Here is an 18,385-nt window from a genome sequence, read left to right as displayed (position 1 = left end):
AGTTAGAAGGTTTCAAATCTAATAGCTGAGTTAAGTAGCTATTGTCAATACGATATGACAAGGTTATAATACTCTATCTCCCCCAAAAAAAATGACTGTCGAAAAGACCTATTTGCATTTTAGATGTGAATTGATTTTTAATTACTAAACCAACCATATGAAAACTAAACAAAGTCATTTTTTTATGATCACCTTTATTTTTTCAGCAACGTTATTTTCTCAAGATTTCAGTAGGGATTTAAAAGTAATTGAGGCATATGAAGTTGAAATAGATAAGGGTAGGGAAAATTTGCTAAAACAAATAACAAAACTTGAATCAGTAGAAAATCCTAATCTAGATTTGATTAACAAAAAAAAGGCTCAATATGAAAATTATATTTTTAATGATAAGATGTTAAATATTCTTTTCGCAGAGGAGGTTGGTAGTTTTTTTAATAATTCTGATAATTTGACTCTTCAAGAGTATTTTGCTTCGGTAAGTGCAGATGATAAATCCTTAAGTCTAGGTTTTACAGTTAATAGCCGTGGTAAAAATGCACTTAGGCCACTTAATATGGTTTATAATTTTGGTGTCAAGGTGAAGGCGAAAAATAAATTTGCATCAATTTTTGAAAATGGAGATTTCAATCAAAAAAGTGACTTAGGTATATCATTTAATATTACTAAAGTTCATTTTATTGCAGGAGCTATAAATTTTTCTTCTGTTAAGGATGGAAACAATAATATAATTTTTAACAGACGAGCATTAATCGAAACGTACAGAAAAAAATTATATGCAGATTACAGAGGGAAAATAAAAGAGTACAAAGTAAAAACTTTACCGAAAGAAGAGGATTCAATTCGAGCAATTCAAAACCAGATGAGAGGATATAAACATAAGCCAGATATATCCAAAATTTATAAGGAAAAAGGGGCTAGTCTCTATCAAAGCCTCGCGGAGGATGAAATTAAATATATTAAGGAAAATAAAGCTTATAGCTTCATAAGCTCTGATTGGGTATCTTTAGATGGATTCCTTCCCGTAACAAATACTACATATAATATTTTAATAAATGATAATTCCGGAAACTTTAAAGCAGAAACTTTCGTTCCCTGGAGGGCTTCTTTAAGTTGGAGTTACTTTCGTAAATATTCTAACAATAGGTCATGGTTCATTTCTCCCAAGATAAGTGTTCAAAACAATAATAATATTCTTTTGGAGGATTTAACCGCAGAAACTCTAATTGTGGAAAGACAAATATTTGGAAATGGCTCTGAATTAGAGACAACAGAAAGTGTTTATAAGGAATATTCTGAATTTATAACGCCTAGTTTCGGTGCGGAATTCACCTATTTTTTTACAAAAAACATTGGAGTTAGCCCTTCCTTTGAAAAAAACGTTGGTACATATGACGAATTTAATTGGAAGTTAGGTGTGCCAATTAGTTTAAAGGATAAAGATGGTAAGCCGAAAGTGAATTTTGAGTTACAATGGAAGAAAGTAAATACTCTGACTGAATCTAATTATCTTGTTGGGATTAGTGCGAGTTTCTTGTTTGGTAATCTTATAAATTAAAAACCTAATAATTGAAATTAAACCCTTTAGGCCAAGCTATTTTGCATAAAGCATTTAAAGGTGAGCTCGTGGAGAAATTACCTACGGATAATGGTAATAAAAATTTGTTGATGGGGTTTTAACAATTAAAAAGTAATAAATGAAGGAATTATATTCGCTTAGAAAGGATTTTACAATTATTGGTTTAACTGGCAAAACAGGTGCAGGGTGTTCTCAAATTGCTGAAATATTATCGCAAAAGAAATTTAATAAATCACTTGAAAAATTTGTAAATAAAAACACCAGTAAAACAGATGAGTTAAAACTGAATATTTGTATTAAATACTTGCAGAATGAAAATAATTGGAGTGAATTTAAGATTTTGCATTATAAAGACGTTTTGCTTTTTCATTTGTTTTATGAGGCCGTATGTTTTTCTGAAAACAAGAAAGAGGCTATAGATTATGTTATTGACATTTTAACTCAATTTGGGAATAATCATCAAAAAATAAAAAGTATTGGTAAACAAGATATTACCATAATAGAAATTATTAAATCGTTTCTCAATGAGAGTGATTTTAATTGGTATGATTTTCTAAAGAAGAATTCAAAGTATTCATCACTCAAGGATTGTTTGTTAAAACTTAAAGAATCTAAAGATTTAAATAGATTTTTTTTTGAAAATGGATTCGAAGTCTTTTCATCTAACTTTTATGGAAAGATTAATGATTGGGATTTAACTAAAAGATTAGCTCTAACCCATGATTTAGCAAATAATTTGAGGCAATTTGGTTTTACAAAAGAAGGTCAGGACAATAAAAATCTATCTAACATTTACACTGTTGCAGAAACTATAAATAGATTGATTAAGAATTGGAAATACTATCAAGGGGTCGTTAAAAACAAAATTGTAATTGATTCTTTAAAAAATAGTTTGGAGTTAATGTTTTTTAAAGAAAAATATTCAGCATTTTATACTATAGCTACTAATAAATCAGAAATTGAACGAAAAGGTTACATTTCCGAATCAATTATAAAAAAGTATGATAGTAAATATGAAAATGTACATTCAAAAAATCTTTTAAATTTAAGTGATATTGAGTATCGTGGGAATGACGTGAATAAAGGTGCTTTTTCCTCGCCGGATATAGAAAATTGTATTCAAAAAAGTGACTTTCATATATTTTTCTCAAACTTTGTTAATCCTCTAGAAGTTCTTGATGAAAAAGGAGTTAATGAGAGTAGCATTTTAGGTATTACCCAAAAAAAGCAGTTAATTAATGAGTTAAAAGGTTATACTGAATTAGGGATTTATCATCAGTTAATAAAACTAATGGCTTTAATTCAGCAGCCAGGAATAGTAATGCCCACTGCTTTTGAACGAATTATGCAAATTGCTTATAATGCCAAACTTAATTCTGGATGTATTTCTAGGCAGGTAGGTGCTGTTGTAACAGACAGTAGTTTTTCAATAAAAGCTGTTGGATGGAATGATATACCTAGGTTTCAAATTCCATGTAGTTTAAGGAGTGTTGAGGATTTAATTAATGGCGATAATAATGAGCATTATAGTGATTTTGAAAAAGGTGATGATGGTGCTTACAAAGACGATGAAAATTTCAAACAAAAAATAGAAAAAGATTTCAAGAAGGTTAAGAATAACTTGGATGATTTAGAGGGTAGGAATTGCTCATTTTGTTTTAAGACTTTTCATAATTCCTACGAAGGTGAAAAAAATCAGGTTCATACTAGATCTTTGCATGCAGAAGAAAATGCCATGCTACAAATAACGAAATATGGAGGACAAGGTCTAAAAGATGGTAACTTATTTACAACTGCAAGTCCATGTGAATTATGCTCGAAAAAGGCGTTTCAATTGGGTATTAAAAGTATTTTTTATATTGACCCATATCCAGGGATAGCTTCTCAACATATTATGACAAATAGTAAAGATGAAAGTGTTCGTCCAAAACTTTTGATGTTTCAAGGAGCAGTTGCAAAAGCCTTTCATAAACTTTATGAACCCTTCATGGCATATAAAGATGAATTGAACATTAGAATTAATTTAAAGCCAAGTGAGAATGTCAAGTTTAAGATAGAAAAGCTAACAAGTGATAAGGAAAAACAAGAAGAAATTAATGCAATTCTAAATAGATAATAATTCGTTACCATTTAAAATATTTAGTAATAAGAATGAATTGTAAGAATCTCAATAACTTTTTGACATTCTCTCGGCATTAAAAAAATATATATGGTTGACCAATCTTTTCTTATGTTGTTTGGTTTGTGGTGTTGGGGAAGGTTTGGGGAAGTAAATTTTTTGTTATATTAATTTATACAGTAATTATCAAAATCAAGAGGGTGTAATTTCCCAAAATAGAAATATTTTTATGCCTTAATTGTTTATAACTCCCATCCAAGATTTAGATTATACACAACATATATTGTTAATTTTACATCAAAAATAAACCTATAGGTTGATTTTATGGAAATATTTACTACATTTGATGAGCAAACCAAAGGCATATACCTAGCTCGCTTTGTAAATTGCCCATTCTATAATACATCGGAAACCTATGAAACAGAACTTGATAAAATTCAAGATGAATTTCAAGACCCCCTCTTTGTTCGTAACTTCATTAAGTCAACAGCTTCAGGTTGGAAAAAAGGAGATTATAAAAATGTAAGCCTAACTTATTTAGCACATGACGTATTAGAGGAAACAGGTGATTTATTTGATAAATTAGTTGAAATTAAAGAACAAGCTCAAAGCGAAAATTGTTTTGATGTCCTATTTGACAATTTTAAAGAATTATCAGAAAAAGAAAAGTATAATGATCCAGGCAGGCGTAAAATGTACACTTATAATCATGATTCAATCCTTAGGTTATATGGAGTGCTGTTAGGTAATGAATGCCTTATTATTACTGGCGCAGGTATTAAACTGGTTGATAAAATGAATGATAGTACTGCTCTAAAATTAGAGTTAGAAAAAATGAGTTATTTAGTTGAATGGCTAGAAACAAACAACATCACTGACACCACAGACTTCGGAACATGACACAAAAGAGTATAAATATTAATAAAATTGCAACTAAAACTGCATCGCAGTGGAAAGAGCGTTCAAAGAGAGATAGGACTAATAGAAAGCAAATTAGTCGAGCTCAAAAATTTGCATTAGAACTTTTAGATTATTTAGAGGACAATAAAATCACCCAAAAGGATTTAGCTCAGAGAATGGATGTTAGCGCACAACAGGTTAATAAAATACTTCGAGCAAAGGCCAATTTGACTTTTGAAACAATTGATAAGATTGGGGTTGCTCTTGGGGTTACTATTTCTACTCCAACGATAATCAATAAAAATAAGATTCAATCTAAAACAATAAATTCCATAATGACTTTGGTTCATAAATCAAGCCATAAACATATTGAATCGGATTACAGTAAGAGCATTGGTTCATCAAAAAATACAATTTTAGAGACTACATTGGAAAGTGTTGAAAGATATGCCTACACGGCTGAAAAAATTTAAGGTTATGACCTATAATAAACTTGGTTTTGCATTTATAGGCTTACATACTAATTCATTTGCACAAATTGAGGCTGCTCATAAAAAAACTGGTGAAACAGATTTAATTACTGCTCTTGGTTATGGTATTGATGTAGAAGATCATACTATAACTTGTACGGCTAAATTTTCTTTTGAAAAAAAGAAAGATCAACCATTTCTCATTCTAGAATTAGAAGGCTTTTTTGAAATTAACAAAAATGACTTTGTTGAAAAAGTCAAACAACCAGATAATTCATTTTTAATTACAAAAGATTTAGCGACCCATTTCGCCGTTTTAATGATTGGATCTGCTCGTGGGGTATTACATGCAAAAACGGAAGGAACGATTTTTAATCAATATTTACTTCCAACTATGGATGTCAAAAATATGATTATAGAAGATTTCGTATTAAATTCAGAACGGTAAAAAAATGCAACTCTAGTTTCTAAGGTTATTATTTATCTAAAATAAAATCTACTAAATCACTTCCCTTTTCTATATCTATCGTTTCTAAAAGGTTGCTACATTTCATTTTGAAACCTGATTCTATTAGTAATTTCATTTTGTTATTCCAATCTATAAATTCGGTTTTGTCAGGGTATAATATTATTTTAAAATCTTTTATTGGCAATAATAATTCCTGCTTTAAATTGGACTTTGAACCAGTTGCCATCCAGTGATAATTAGGTAATATCATACTCATAATTATGGCCGTTTTCTCAGATTCTACTATACATATAGTTTTTTTTATGGGATTGTCTTCTATCAGGTGTAATCCAAAAAGGCATTGTTGTAATACAAACGAGTCAATTCGTAATACGTTATGCATCCAATTAATATGAGAATATGGTTTTTTAACTCTTTTGCCTGTATTATGGTTGTAGAGCATAACCTTACCCGTATGTATATTATGAAGATTATCAATCTGCCAAAAAATAGTTGAACCTACCCAATGTCCGATGGTTCCTATGTAATACATTTCTATGGCCTGTATTACATCTTTTTCGGGAAAGTGTTTCAATAAATATTGAACGAAATTATTATTGTCATAGTTATTACAGTATTTTCCAATAACATTTTCACATAGAAATGTGGTAGGTCTGGGTATGATGTTTTGAAATGGAGCTATAATTGATTTTTTAAGGGTAGGGGATTTAAAGTAACCACATTTGCTCTCACGGTCACATCGACCATATATTTCTTCGAGATAATTTCCGGTTTCATTATCTACAAAATATACAAATGTTCTTTTAGTGCAATTTGGGCATTGGAACTTTTTGCTTGATTTATCTAGACTGAATTTGTACATAACTTCTCTTTAATTGCTTGCATTCGTACTGTCGTGCCCTCGTACCATTTTAAAATGGTACGAGGGTACGAATCGATTTTACTTTATATAATTTTCCAGCAGATGTCTTAATCCATCTTCAACTGTGAAATCAGGTAATTTTTTTCTGCGGATTTTAATTTTCGAATTTTGATTCACGTCTTTTTTTAGCATATCGTACAACCTGGCGATTTCCTCTTGAGGAAGTGCTTTAGCTATATTATATACATCGGACGCTTTCATGTATTACATGTTCAGTTTATTCCGTCTCTTACGTACTGTTGATTCGTGTATACCTAATTTTTCCCCTATAGCCATATTAGATAATCCTTCAGAAATAAGGTGGGTCATTTCAATATCCCTATTCTTCAGACTATTATTCTGTGGCTGTTTCAGATGATTTAATTCTGAATCGTAAAACAAGAAACGAAACTGTAAGAAATTTGAATTTTTCCCCAATGCACAAATCAGAACATTACCGGAATGGTACAAATGTTCTGTATTACGTTGTTTAATTTGTTTTATGTACCTGTAAGAAGGGTCCTCTGTACTAAAACCAATAGCGAATGCACTATCGCAGAAATTGATGAGCATCTTACTGCCTGCAAGATCATTTTTGCTAATTGGTTTGGTTTCGTCGCGTTTTGGTGTGTGTGCCAGCACCATCACTGAAACATTTAGTTCCTTTGTGATTTTTTTGAGCTGCTTCATTAACTCTAAGGCATATTTAGCCTTTTCATTATCATTCTGTAAAAAGGTGAGGTTATCGATTATTACGACCTTGGCTCCGTTTTTTTTTATTATGTTGGTTAGTTCAGCACAGAGGTAATCTTCTACACCCTTATATTCTTTAGGGATATCGGCCAAGGGATTTAATTCGGCTCTTAGAAAGTTTGGATGAAATTTAAAATGTCGCTCATAGTTGTCCGAGTAACGTTTTTCAAATTGTTTATCAGAAAGTTCAAAATCCAGATAAAGTACTTTTTGTGGGAATGCTTCGAATTTGAAATTTTCAATAGGTTTACCAGAGCTTATACTTTCAGCAATTTGAACGGCCATAATCGACTTTCCTACGTTGGTGTCCGCATAGAGAATACAAAGTTCATTTTCGTACCATAGTTCGCTGAAAAGCATATTAGGAATAGGGCGGGTCTTTGCTTCCTCTACCCATTGGTTTACCGGTTTTACGATTAGGCAATTTTGGGAAAATGACTTTTTGGTTAATTCCTTCTCTAGATTTTGAACATCTGATTCAATAAGATTTCCGATTTTTTCAATACTATTTTTCTTTATCATAGCATTGTAGTTTTAAGAGACCAAATCTCATTAATCAATAGGTAATAATTGAAAGACAGATGATTACCCATTACTGGAAATAGGAATTGTTTGTTTTCGTAGTCAGGTTCTATAATGATCCTGTTCAGATCACCAAGAACTTTAAGGAACTCTAGTTTAAGTTCATTGGAAAATGTACTTTCGGCAAGGACCTTTTCTACTTTGATTTTAAAACCTTGAAGGACTATTTTCGAATTATTATCCTGTGGATGCAGTTGTCGGCAAAACAACCAGGTAAGTAAATGCGTGAATTCGAATGTTCTCTCAAAGGGGGTGGGAGTAAAATAATCCAAATCGTCAAAATCTTCCTCTTCCTCATATGGTTCGGGAATTTCTTCAATAAAATTATCCAAATGCTTGAGTAAAATATCCCTGATGTGATCAGAAAGGGAAACGCCGGAATCATCGGCCATTTCTTGCAGAGAAATTTTAAGGTCTTCCTCAATTCTCAGATTGATAGTTGATTTCATAATAACTTGTGCTTTTTCTTAGCGGCAAGCTTATGTTTTTTACATAAAAATATATGGTCAAAATCATGGTCATGAAATGGTTTTTTATGGACTACAGGAAGGTTTTATGGTCAAATTGCTTATTCGCCTTCTGGAGATTCAAATTTTCTCCATAAATCAGTGAAATTTTCTATTCTTTGCTGATGTTTTCTATTTGTGATATTGTCAATTTTTATTCTTGAAATATCCCGATTGAATTCATTATTTATAAAATATTTAAAGGTATTTGCGTCTTCTCTGATTATTTTATTATCAAAAAGAAAATAATATAAGCTAACTACATTAGCATATTCGGATTTTTCAATGTTAGTTATGCATTGATAGATGAATTTAAATACTTGGAAATTAAATGATAACTCGGGATGTCTTTCAAATCTTTCTTTTAATTGATTATTAATACCGAAGTAATAGTCCTCTTCAAATTTAAAACGATCATTAAGACTCAATAGTTTTTTTAATTTGGATTCAAAATCGATAGTAAACCTCAAATTGGCATGTCGCTCAATTAAAGAATCATTAAAAAAATCAATTTTCCCCAATAAGTAATTTTTAAAAGATTCATCATAAATATTATGAGTCGCTTTAAGAGTGTCTCTATATTTTTTTAAAAGGTCAAGTCTCGATATTGATTTAAGATGCTCGATACCTTCTGGGGATAAGTTAATTTCTGGTACTACCAAAATAGAATCAATTGTGGAAAATACTTTTTTAAAACTTTTAAGGGCTATCTTTTTTTGTTCCTTTTTATCAAGACCATACAGATGTTCATCCAATTCAAATGAAAAACGAATGAATGGGGCATCAATTCTTTCTTGATAGTGTTTTATTAAAAAGTTGTAATACGCTTGTAATACATTTGGCTTCAAATTATAAAACTGATGTTCTAAATAATTTTCGTTTACTGGTGCGGACCATAATTTGGTGTTTTCATCAAAGTATATAGGTGAAAAAAGGCTAGGTTTTATTTCTAAAATGGATTTTTCTTGTAAATATCTAATTTCTAAATCGTAATTCCCTTCTGGAAAACTGAAACGCTTAATGTGACCAAAGTATGCATTTTTCATTTATTTCATATGTTTTGAAAAATCCTTGGGTAAACTTGCATCAATACTTCTCAAATAGGATTCCAAAGCCGCCATTGAACTGTGGCCGGTAATATGCATTAACTTACTTTTTACTTCGTTAGGACTAAGTGTCTTTTCTAGATCCCGATAAAGATCCGTAATTGCAGTATGCCGGTAACTATATAGTGTATAGTTTGAATCTAAGTTAAAATGGTCCTTAACTTTCTTGAATTTTTTGGTATAGAAGTCCCTTTTGGAGGATTCGTCTATTGTCCAGGACCCTCCGATTTCATTCATGTTGAATAGGGAATCATTTTTATCGAACTTTGAAAGGTCGGGTAATTTTTCAGATAGGGTATCAAGGATTAGTTTAGTTTTTACAGCTTGGTTCTTGGCCTTCACGGTAAATTCTTTTTCTATTAGATTTAAATCACCTATTCTGAGTCTACATACTTCGATTGGCCTAAGAAGACCATAATAAATAAATTGAATGAACAAGTGCAGGGTTCTGTCTTCCTCAATTAGATATTCATCGATTTTGTAGAAAAGTTCGGGGGTGAACGTTTTATGTCTAGTCGGAACCGCATTGACCTTATTAATGGTCTTTATGTAATTGTATTTGATGACCTCATTATCTTCGAGGGTCTGAAAAAATGACGCCAGGTCCGTTCGTGTATTGTTCCTGTTCCTTGGACTTGTTTCGTGTACTACATGGTTGAGATATTGTATTACGGTCTTTTTGGTAATCACTTTGATATCTTGTTTTTGTGTAATACCATTGCTAATAAGCCATTTTTGGAAACGTAATACCCGGCTTTTGAATTTTTTAAACGAATCCCTGCCTAGAATACTTTCCTTTATCTCAAGGCCTAGACTTATGGCGTTCCCAATAGTAAAAGTTGGTTCTTCTATTGGTTTTGGGATTGTAGGTTGCGGCTTTTCTACTGTCTCCGTATTATCCTTACCTCGATTTTTCAGATATACCTTTAGGTCCCCATTATCTCCATATGGATTGTAACCCTCCTGAAGGACAATGGACATGGCAAGTTGCAATTGTTTCAGTATGTGGTATCTACTTGCTTTGTCCTTAAACCTATTTGCTCCGGCCTTTATCCTGGTCTGTTGTACCAATTTGCCGGTTTCAGGATGTCTAAATGAATAATAGACATACCAGTGTTTATCCAGTGCGGCCTTTCTATCTTTTTTAGACAACTTGGGCCACTGGTCTATTTCAATTCCTCCGGTGTAGATCTTAGGCTCTGAATAGTTCAGTTTCATGCGTAAAACGTGTACGTTTTCGTGTACGTTTAATAAAAGTACGGAAATTGAAGACATAAAAAAACGGTTCGTGCGAACACGAACCGTTGTTTTCATTGACCTTAAGCCTTAGTAGCGGGGACTGGACTCGAACCAGCGACCTTCGGGTTATGAGCCCGACGAGCTACCTACTGCTCTACCCCGCGATATGGGTTTCATCTTATTTGTTTTTCAACTTCAGGTCATTACGCTGACAAGATGAGTGCTACTATTTGTAACGGGCGACAAATATACAATCTATTTTTACTATTGTCAAATCTTATTTCAATAATCTTTTTTAACCATTAGCCAGTAAAAAAACATAAAATCCATAACTTCGGTTTTTAGCTTTTTATGGATACAATCAATGATTTTATAGCAAGTGCACTTCCCTATACGGAATGGCCTATGTTTCTTTTGCTTATAGGTGGCGGACTGTTTCTGGTGCTTTATTCTAAATTGATGCCCTATCGCTATTTTGGGCATGCTTTAGCCATTACCGCTGGAAAATACGATAATTCAAAATCGGACGGTGATGTTAGTTCTTTCCAAGCCCTATCTGCTGCTGTTGCGGCTACTGTCGGTTTGGGGAACATATCTGGTGTGGCCATTGCAATCCATGACGGTGGGCCAGGGGTTGTCTTTTGGATTTGGATGACCGCATTGATAGGGATGTGTATAAAATTCTATTCCTGTAGTTTGGCCATAATGTTTCGTGGAACTGATTCGGACGGCAAGCTGCAGGGAGGGCCAATGTACTATATAACAAAAGGTTTAGGTGAAAGGGCCAGGCCTTTAGCTACTTTTTTTGCTGCTTGTGGGTTGTTCGGTTTCCTTGGTGTTTTTACCGCCAATCAGTTTACGGAGACTTTTATGAGTGTAGTGGAGCCTTCTTCTGCATTTTTCGAGATGAGTGATGAGAACTGGAAATGGACCATCGGCATTGTTTTAGCTATCATTACTTCCTTTGTGATCTTTGGTGGATTGACAAAAATAGCTAAAGTCGCTTCGGCAATTGTTCCGTTTATGGTGGCGGTTTATTTGGTGGCGGTTTTGGTCGTTATGGCTTTAAATTCGGAACAAATTATACCTTCCCTGAAAATGATAATTACGGAAGCCTGGAATTTTAAATCTTTAGCAACCGGAGGATTTTGGGGACTGGTGATTATCGGGGTTCGAAGGGCGATGTTCTCCAATGAGGCGGGATTGGGTAGTGCACCCATGTATCATGGCCAGTCAAAGAACGATGAGCCTATTCGGGAAGGTTTGGTTGCCATGTTGGGACCTTTTATAGATACTATTTTGGTTTGTACCTTTACCGCAATCGTTATCATATTGAGTGGGGCTTATCTTGAAGATGCCAGTGGTATTGTAATGACGCTTTCTGCCTTTGAGACTACGTTATTTGGATGGGGAGATATCTTACTGATGGTCATTGTGACCGCCTTTGCACTATCCACACTATTTACCTATTCTTATTATGGAGTAAAATCACTTTCCTTTTTGACCAATGCGAAAATTGGGCACTTTTATAATTGGTATTTTGTGATAATGATAGTATTTGCTGCGGTGGCTTCGTTGGAATTGGTTAAGAATTTAATTGATTTGTCCTATGCACTTATGGTAATTCCCAATATGATTGCCGTACTTTTGTTGGCCCCTAAGGTAAATGGTGAAATGAAAAAATACTTGTTAAAATTAAAGGATGACAGATCATAAGGCAGGCTTCGTAAATATAATCGGTAACCCTAATGTGGGTAAATCTACCTTGATGAATGCCTTTGTAGGTGAAAAGCTGTCCATTATTACTTCAAAGGCACAGACTACTAGACATCGTATTCTGGGTATCGTCAACGGAGATGATTTTCAAATGATTTTGTCCGACACGCCAGGAATCATCAAACCGGCGTATGAGCTACAATCCAGTATGATGGATTTTGTGAAATCTGCTTTTGAGGATGCCGATGTTTTATTATACATGGTTGAAATAGGGGAGAAAGCCCTTAAGGATGAAGCGTTCTTTGAAAAAATTAAGAATAGTAAAATTCCGGTTTTGTTATTATTGAATAAGGTTGATACCGCTACACAAGAATTACTGGAGGAGCAAGTGCAATATTGGCAAGAAATGTTGCCTAATGTAGAATTACATCCTATTTCTGCTTTATCCAATTTTAACGTCAAAGGTGTTTTTGAGCGCATCATAGAACTGATGCCTGTAGCACCTCCGTATTACCCAAAAGATCAATTGACTGACAAGCCAGAACGTTTCTTCGTCAATGAAACGATTCGTGAGAAAATTCTAATTCATTACAAAAAAGAGATTCCGTACGCGGTTGAAATAGAAACTGAAGAGTTTTTTGAAGACGATGACATCATTCGTATGCGCTCGGTAATCATGGTTGAACGCGATTCTCAGAAGGGTATTATCATTGGTCACAAAGGCGCGGCTTTAAAACGTGTTGGGGTAGAATCTCGAAAAGACCTTGAAAAGTTCTTCGGAAAGCAAGTCCACATGGAGCTGTATGTAAAAGTCAATAAGAATTGGCGAAGCGATGCAAGGCAGTTAAAGCGGTTTGGTTATAATAATTAAATAATTGATATTCAAATATTTGTATGATTTTCATTACATGTTTTGTATTAATTATTGACCTCTAAAATAAAAGATTTATCTCTAATTATATTTTAATGTTGATATTTGGATGGAATATACTATTTTTGATTTATCGACAAAATGCGTAAAATCCCGATGAAATGCGAAATATAATAGTTTTTGGAGCTTCCGGTCACGGAAGTGTAGTTTTAGATTGTATTGAGAAAGAGGGTAAATATAATGTAATTGGCTTTGTTGATTCCTTTAAACGAAAAGGAACTAAAATCAATGGATATGAGGTTTTAGGAAGCGAATTTGATCTTCCTTATTTAATGAATAGATTTAATTTGGATGGTGGAATCGTTGCAATTGGTGATAATTGGACAAGAAAACTTATTGTCGACAGAATAATCAAGGTTGTTCCTCATTTCAATTTCGTCAATACGATACATCCAAAGGCGGTAGTAGGTAAAGATGTTATGATGGGGTGTGGTAATGTATTCATGCCAGGAACGATTATCAATGCTAATTCCATCATTCACGATTTTTGTATAATCAACACCAATTCTTCTCTAGGGCATGATGGTATAATGGAAAGTTATTCTAGTTTGGCGCCTTCAGTATCTACAGGAGGAAATCTGAAATTAGGAAAGTTTTCTGCTATTAGTTTAGGAGCGAATATTATAAACGGAATTGAAATAGGGAGTCATACCGTCATAGGTGCTGGATCGCTAGTTGTTAATAGTTTTGGAGATGAATTGGTTGCCTATGGTTCGCCGGCTAAGGTAGTTCGTAAAAGAGTGGTTGGTGAGCCTTATCTATATTCTTGTAAAGAACAACAAATCTCCAAAGAAAAAATTCTCAAAAAAATCTGAAACGGAGAGCTGTAATTTATAAACTATTGTTATTGATACTTTAAATACTACCTTTGCGCCAAATTTAAGCTATGGGTGCTATTGTTGCCATTGTAGGGAGACCTAATGTAGGAAAATCAACTTTTTTCAACCGATTGATTCAAAGAAGAGAGGCTATCGTCGATGCCGTTAGTGGTGTTACGCGTGACCGTCATTATGGAAAAAGCGATTGGAACGGTAAAGAGTTCTCCATAATCGATACCGGTGGGTATGTTGTGGGTAGTGATGATGTATTCGAAAAGGAGATTGACAAGCAGGTCGAATTGGCTATTGAGGAAGCTGATGCCATAATTTTCATGGTCGATGTTGAAGCTGGTGTAACCGGAATGGATGAAGATGTTGCCAAACTGCTGAGACGTGTTAAAAAGCCTGTGTTTTTAGCAATTAATAAAGTCGATAATGCCAAGCGGGCCGAAGATGCCGTTGAATTCTATTCCTTGGGGCTAGGTGAATACTTTACACTTTCAAGTATCAATGGAAGTGGCACCGGGGACCTGTTGGATGCCCTTGTAAAAGAATTGCCTGAGATTGAAGAGGAAAAAAGCGAACTGCCAAGGTTTGCTGTTGTTGGACGACCAAATGCTGGTAAATCATCCTTTATTAATGCGCTTATTGGAGAAGAACGATATATTGTAACCGACATAGCGGGCACTACCCGTGATAGTATAGATACGAAATATAATCGATTTGGATTTGAATTTAATTTGGTAGATACCGCAGGTATTCGTCGAAAGGCAAAGGTTAAAGAAGATCTTGAGTTCTATTCAGTAATGCGATCGGTTAGGGCGATTGAGCACTGTGATGTATGTATATTGCTACTAGATGCAACCCGTGGTTTTGACGGTCAGGTTGAGAATATTTTCTGGCTTGCCCAGCGTAACCATAAAGGAATTGTGATTTTGGTGAATAAATGGGATTTGGTAGAGGATAAGGAAACCAACACTATAAAGCATTACACCCAAAAAATAAAAAAGGCCATTGAACCCTTTACAGATGTGCCTATTCTTTTTATTTCCGTTCTGACCAAACAACGAATTTTTAAAGCAATAGAAACGGCGGTCGAGGTATATAATAATCGGAACAAGAAAATTATTACCCGAAAGTTCAACGAAACCATGTTGCCCATTATTGAAAATTACCCACCACCGGCCTATAAAGGAAAATTCGTTAAAATAAAGTTTTGCACACAGTTACCAACGCCGTACCCCCAATTTGCGTTTTTCTGTAACCTACCGCAATATGTTCGGGAACCCTACAAGCGATATTTAGAGAACAAGATTAGAGAGGAATACGATTTTACAGGAGTGCCCATTACCGTTTTTATGCGTAAGAAGTAAGTTTTTCGTAAGGATCTACTTGTTCGAATGGCATATTCTGAATTTTAGTATAATCTTAGGTTAATTATAAACTAACTTTTTAGTTGAATTGGTATATTGGTTTATTCAAACAAACCGCCCAAACCAATTTGAGATGCTAAAAAAGTCACTTTCTATTTTTTTCATCATTTTTATTTTTTCTTTTGTCCCTGCCCAAGAATTTCAAATAAAGGGCAAGTTAATTGATTCAGGTACTAAATCGCCTTTGGAAGCTGCAACGGTTTATTTAGAAACTTCGAATGATAGTACATTGATTACCTACAGTATTTCTGAAGGGAATGGCTCATTTTTGTTGGATGGAAAAACCAATTATAGGAATGTGGTCATTTTTTTCTCATACAACGGGTATGAACTTTTAAAAAAGGATATTGTTTTAAAAAAGAACATAGACCTTGGAGTCATTTCTTTAGATGAAAAAGCTCAGGAACTTAAAGGAATCGATGTTGTAGGGGAACGCGTGCCGATTACCATAAAAAAGGATACTTTAGAATTCAATGCTGACTCTTTTAAAACACGACCGGATGCGACCGTAGAAGAGGTGCTTAAAAAACTTCCAGGGGTGGAGATTGATAGTGATGGTAAAATTACAGTGAATGGGAAAGAGGTGGATAAAGTCTTGGTAAACGGCCAAGTTTTTTTTAGTAATGATCCTAAAGTCGCCACCAAAAGCCTTCCGAAGGAACTAATCAGTAAAATCCAGATTTTAGATTCCAAGACAAAAGAACAGGAATTTACCGGAGATGCAGGGGATGGTAAGACAAAAACGATTAACCTAACACTGAAAGAAGATAAGACTAATGGATTTATGGGCCGTCTTTCTGCAGGATACGGGCAAGATGATAGATATCAGGCCAACGGACTTTTGAATTATTTCAATAAAACAAAGAGAGTAAGCTTTTTGGGGAGTAGCAATAATATAAACAACTCTGGTTTTTCTTTTGATGAGGTGTATGAAATGGTTGGTAATTCAAGAGGGGGAGGGGTGAGTTTTAATAATAGCGGTGCCTTTTCCATTGGGGATCTATCGTTCGGTTTTGGGCAGGGTATAACAACTTCATCTAATTTAGGAGGAAGCTATGCCAATAAAAAGGAGAAAGAATATGAAGTAGATGCCAACTATTTCTTTTCTTACAGCGATTCCTACAACAACGAGAAGACCTCAAGGGAAAACCTATTACCTGACAATCGTTTCTTTACCGATATGGAATCAAGTTTTAGTGGAACTACCAATTCTAATCAAGGCGCTGCAAATCTACAATTTGATTTAGATGAAACGTTACGGATTACGGCACAGCCTTCTATGAGCGTAAGCCGTACGACTTCACTGGATTTTTCCCGTACGGTTAATTCGAATGAGGACGCGGAATTGATCAACACCAACATTAGCCAGCAGACGAATGATGGTTTTCAACGAAATTTTTCTAATCAACTTGAGGTTATGAAAAAACTCGATACGATTGGAAGGTATTTTAGGGTCACGTTCAAGAATACCAATGTTGCAGGTAATACGGTTTCCAATCTAGGCTCTGAAAGTAAGATTTTCGGGGATAATCCAACCCAGAATAATCTAGATCAAGAAACCAGGGTGAACAACACTAATGATCGTTATGAAATAGGAGCCGGATACCGTCAACCATTAGCCAAGAATGTCTTTTTAGATTTTGAATATAGCTTTGAAGATAGGGTCCAAAAAAATGAAAGGTCTGTATTTCAGTTGGATGATAATACAATGCAGTATTCAATTTTTGATCAAAGCTTGAGTTCCGATTTTGAATTTGAGACGCAAGAGCAAATCCCTTCGTTAGAATTTCGAACGGACGGTAAAAAACTTAGGTTTAGATTAAAAGCGGAATATAATACAGTAGACCTTAAAAACCAGGATCGTTTGCAACAGGTGTCTTTTTCAAAAGGCTATGGGAAAGTACTTTTTAACTCGAACGTGAGCTATAATTTTGGTCAGAATACACGGTTCTGGTTATCCTACGACTCAGATTTGAATATACCCTCGGTAAATCAAATTCAACCGATACCCAATGTCACGAATCCTTTGAACATTATCGTTGGGAAACCTGATCTCTTACCGGCTATAAATCATAGTGTTTATTTTAATTTTAACAATTTTAATTGGAAAGACAGAGAAGGGTTCTTTATTTATGCCGGTTTTAATTTTAATGAGAACCAAATTGTTAATGCGACCGATACCGATGAAAATTTAGTGAGGACTACGACCTATGATAACGTCAATGGAAGTTATAACCACTACGGTGCCGTAAATTATTCTAAACAGATCAAGAAAGATAGTATCTATACATTGAAATTAAATTTAAGACCCTATGTTAATCTGCAAAAAAATATTGGGTTTACCAATGGTCTTCGATTGGAGGCCAAACAACTTAGTGTATCACCAAGAATTGGTTTGACCTTTAATTACAAGGAGAAATTTGAAATTGAACCTGAATATACGTATAGTGTCAATACTACAAAGTATAATCTAGGTACTCGACAGGACATTAATTTTATTTCACAGAAATTATCTTTTAAGACAACGACCTATTGGCCCAAAAATCTTATTTGGGGTAATGATATTACGTACTCATTTAATGGGAATGTGGGCCCTGGCTTTGATAAGGATGCCATATTTTGGAACATGAGTTTAGGATTGCAGGTTTTTAAAAACAAAGGATCTATTAAACTTTTAGGGTATGACCTATTGAACCAAAATATAAATACCAGACGAACTACAGGGCAAGATTTTGTCCAAGATTATCAAGGTACGGTTCTTAAGAGGTATTTTATGGCCAGTTTTACGCTTAAGTTCGACTCATTCGGAGGTAGTGGACCGCCAGAAAAAAAAGGATCAAGATTTATGAGGTTATAGATTTTTTTT

Annotated in this window: 16 protein-coding genes and 1 tRNA gene; 10 read left to right on the top strand and 7 right to left on the bottom strand. The window is 34.0% G+C overall.

Going from position 1 to position 18,385, the window contains the following annotated elements:
- Window positions 1–157 precede the first annotated feature (157 nt).
- The 5 genes from ACNR9Q_RS00310 to ACNR9Q_RS00290 all read left to right on the top strand — a co-directional run bounded on the left by ACNR9Q_RS00310 (window position 158) and on the right by ACNR9Q_RS00290 (window position 5,513).
- The gene (locus ACNR9Q_RS00310; protein ID WP_419212586.1) at window positions 158–1,555 is read left to right on the top strand and encodes a hypothetical protein; all 1,398 of its coding nucleotides are present in this window, start codon (window positions 158–160) and stop codon (window positions 1,553–1,555) included.
- Window positions 1,556–1,694: 139 nt separating this feature from the next.
- Window positions 1,695–3,692 carry a hypothetical protein gene (locus tag ACNR9Q_RS00305; RefSeq protein WP_419212585.1) on the top strand — a complete coding sequence of 666 codons (1,998 nt, stop codon included), beginning with the start codon at window positions 1,695–1,697 and terminating at the stop codon, window positions 3,690–3,692.
- A 327-nt stretch (window positions 3,693–4,019) separates the two neighbouring features.
- Window positions 4,020–4,595 (top strand): hypothetical protein, encoded by a 576-nt coding sequence (locus tag ACNR9Q_RS00300; protein ID WP_419212584.1) that lies wholly within the window; start codon window positions 4,020–4,022, stop codon window positions 4,593–4,595.
- Window positions 4,592–5,068, top strand: coding sequence for a helix-turn-helix transcriptional regulator (locus ACNR9Q_RS00295; RefSeq protein WP_419212583.1), 477 nt, complete (start codon window positions 4,592–4,594; stop codon window positions 5,066–5,068). Before ACNR9Q_RS00300 ends, ACNR9Q_RS00295 begins: the two co-directional genes overlap by 4 nt.
- A gap of 4 nt (window positions 5,069–5,072) precedes the next feature.
- Entirely contained in the window at window positions 5,073–5,513 is a 441-nt protein-coding gene (locus ACNR9Q_RS00290; protein ID WP_419212582.1) for a hypothetical protein, read from the top strand.
- A gap of 28 nt (window positions 5,514–5,541) precedes the next feature.
- On the opposite strand, the gene ACNR9Q_RS00285 is transcribed toward ACNR9Q_RS00290, so the two are convergent.
- The 7 genes from ACNR9Q_RS00285 to ACNR9Q_RS00255 form a co-directional block, all read right to left on the bottom strand.
- Entirely contained in the window at window positions 5,542–6,396 is an 855-nt protein-coding gene (locus ACNR9Q_RS00285) for a DUF6371 domain-containing protein (protein WP_419212581.1), read from the bottom strand.
- Window positions 6,397–6,474: 78 nt separating this feature from the next.
- Window positions 6,475–6,657 (bottom strand): hypothetical protein, encoded by a 183-nt coding sequence (locus ACNR9Q_RS00280; protein ID WP_419212580.1) that lies wholly within the window; start codon window positions 6,655–6,657, stop codon window positions 6,475–6,477.
- A gap of 3 nt (window positions 6,658–6,660) precedes the next feature.
- A complete protein-coding gene (locus ACNR9Q_RS00275; RefSeq protein WP_419212579.1) occupies window positions 6,661–7,710 on the bottom strand; it encodes an AAA family ATPase in 1,050 nt (349 codons plus the stop codon).
- A complete protein-coding gene (locus ACNR9Q_RS00270) occupies window positions 7,707–8,219 on the bottom strand; it encodes a ribbon-helix-helix domain-containing protein (RefSeq protein ID WP_419212578.1) in 513 nt (170 codons plus the stop codon). The genes ACNR9Q_RS00275 and ACNR9Q_RS00270 overlap by 4 nt, the downstream gene beginning before the upstream one ends.
- Before the next feature lie 119 nt (window positions 8,220–8,338).
- Complete coding sequence (locus ACNR9Q_RS00265) at window positions 8,339–9,322, bottom strand: hypothetical protein (RefSeq protein WP_419212577.1); 984 nt, start codon at window positions 9,320–9,322, stop codon at window positions 8,339–8,341.
- On the bottom strand, window positions 9,323–10,696 hold the full coding sequence (locus ACNR9Q_RS00260) for a tyrosine-type recombinase/integrase (protein ID WP_419212576.1): 1,374 nt from the start codon (window positions 10,694–10,696) through the stop codon (window positions 9,323–9,325).
- Between the two features lie 16 nt (window positions 10,697–10,712).
- A tRNA-Met gene (locus tag ACNR9Q_RS00255) sits at window positions 10,713–10,785 on the bottom strand.
- 187 nt (window positions 10,786–10,972) lie between these two features.
- Between ACNR9Q_RS00255 and ACNR9Q_RS00250 the strand changes: the two genes are divergently transcribed.
- The 5 genes from ACNR9Q_RS00250 (at window position 10,973) to ACNR9Q_RS00230 (ending at window position 18,376) form a co-directional block, all read left to right on the top strand.
- Window positions 10,973–12,337 (top strand): alanine/glycine:cation symporter family protein, encoded by a 1,365-nt coding sequence (locus tag ACNR9Q_RS00250; RefSeq protein WP_419212575.1) that lies wholly within the window; start codon window positions 10,973–10,975, stop codon window positions 12,335–12,337.
- Window positions 12,324–13,208, top strand: coding sequence for a GTPase Era (gene era, locus ACNR9Q_RS00245; protein WP_419212574.1), 885 nt, complete (start codon window positions 12,324–12,326; stop codon window positions 13,206–13,208). Before ACNR9Q_RS00250 ends, era begins: the two co-directional genes overlap by 14 nt.
- A gap of 161 nt (window positions 13,209–13,369) precedes the next feature.
- Entirely contained in the window at window positions 13,370–14,083 is a 714-nt protein-coding gene (locus ACNR9Q_RS00240) for an acetyltransferase (RefSeq protein ID WP_419212573.1), read from the top strand.
- 71 nt (window positions 14,084–14,154) lie between these two features.
- Window positions 14,155–15,459 (top strand): ribosome biogenesis GTPase Der, encoded by a 1,305-nt coding sequence (gene der / locus ACNR9Q_RS00235; protein ID WP_419212572.1) that lies wholly within the window; start codon window positions 14,155–14,157, stop codon window positions 15,457–15,459.
- Window positions 15,460–15,592: 133 nt separating this feature from the next.
- Entirely contained in the window at window positions 15,593–18,376 is a 2,784-nt protein-coding gene (locus ACNR9Q_RS00230; RefSeq protein WP_419212571.1) for an outer membrane beta-barrel protein, read from the top strand.
- Window positions 18,377–18,385: the final 9 nt, after the last annotated feature.

It is taken from the genome of Maribacter sp. X9 (assembly GCF_048537565.1).
Lineage (GTDB): Bacteria > Bacteroidota > Bacteroidia > Flavobacteriales > Flavobacteriaceae > Maribacter.
This window is presented reverse-complemented; position numbering and strand designations above follow the sequence as displayed.

What these genes read in the sequence shown, in the direction of transcription:
- ACNR9Q_RS00310 (WP_419212586.1), top strand. Translation starts at nt 158, where the DNA reads ATGAAAACTAAACAAAGTCATTTTTTTATGATCACCTTTATTTTTTCA.
- ACNR9Q_RS00290 (WP_419212582.1), top strand. Translation starts at nt 5,073, where the DNA reads ATGACCTATAATAAACTTGGTTTTGCATTTATAGGCTTACATACTAAT.
- ACNR9Q_RS00250 (WP_419212575.1), top strand. Translation starts at nt 10,973, where the DNA reads ATGGATACAATCAATGATTTTATAGCAAGTGCACTTCCCTATACGGAA.
- ACNR9Q_RS00295 (WP_419212583.1), top strand. Translation starts at nt 4,592, where the DNA reads ATGACACAAAAGAGTATAAATATTAATAAAATTGCAACTAAAACTGCA.
- ACNR9Q_RS00280 (WP_419212580.1), bottom strand. Translation starts at nt 6,657, where the DNA reads ATGAAAGCGTCCGATGTATATAATATAGCTAAAGCACTTCCTCAAGAG.
- ACNR9Q_RS00270 (WP_419212578.1), bottom strand. Translation starts at nt 8,219, where the DNA reads ATGAAATCAACTATCAATCTGAGAATTGAGGAAGACCTTAAAATTTCT.
- ACNR9Q_RS00265 (WP_419212577.1), bottom strand. Translation starts at nt 9,322, where the DNA reads ATGAAAAATGCATACTTTGGTCACATTAAGCGTTTCAGTTTTCCAGAA.
- ACNR9Q_RS00305 (WP_419212585.1), top strand. Translation starts at nt 1,695, where the DNA reads ATGAAGGAATTATATTCGCTTAGAAAGGATTTTACAATTATTGGTTTA.
- ACNR9Q_RS00275 (WP_419212579.1), bottom strand. Translation starts at nt 7,710, where the DNA reads ATGATAAAGAAAAATAGTATTGAAAAAATCGGAAATCTTATTGAATCA.
- ACNR9Q_RS00240 (WP_419212573.1), top strand. Translation starts at nt 13,370, where the DNA reads ATGCGAAATATAATAGTTTTTGGAGCTTCCGGTCACGGAAGTGTAGTT.
- der (WP_419212572.1), top strand. Translation starts at nt 14,155, where the DNA reads ATGGGTGCTATTGTTGCCATTGTAGGGAGACCTAATGTAGGAAAATCA.
- era (WP_419212574.1), top strand. Translation starts at nt 12,324, where the DNA reads ATGACAGATCATAAGGCAGGCTTCGTAAATATAATCGGTAACCCTAAT.
- ACNR9Q_RS00260 (WP_419212576.1), bottom strand. Translation starts at nt 10,696, where the DNA reads ATGAAAACAACGGTTCGTGTTCGCACGAACCGTTTTTTTATGTCTTCA.
- ACNR9Q_RS00300 (WP_419212584.1), top strand. Translation starts at nt 4,020, where the DNA reads ATGGAAATATTTACTACATTTGATGAGCAAACCAAAGGCATATACCTA.
- ACNR9Q_RS00230 (WP_419212571.1), top strand. Translation starts at nt 15,593, where the DNA reads ATGCTAAAAAAGTCACTTTCTATTTTTTTCATCATTTTTATTTTTTCT.
- ACNR9Q_RS00285 (WP_419212581.1), bottom strand. Translation starts at nt 6,396, where the DNA reads ATGTACAAATTCAGTCTAGATAAATCAAGCAAAAAGTTCCAATGCCCA.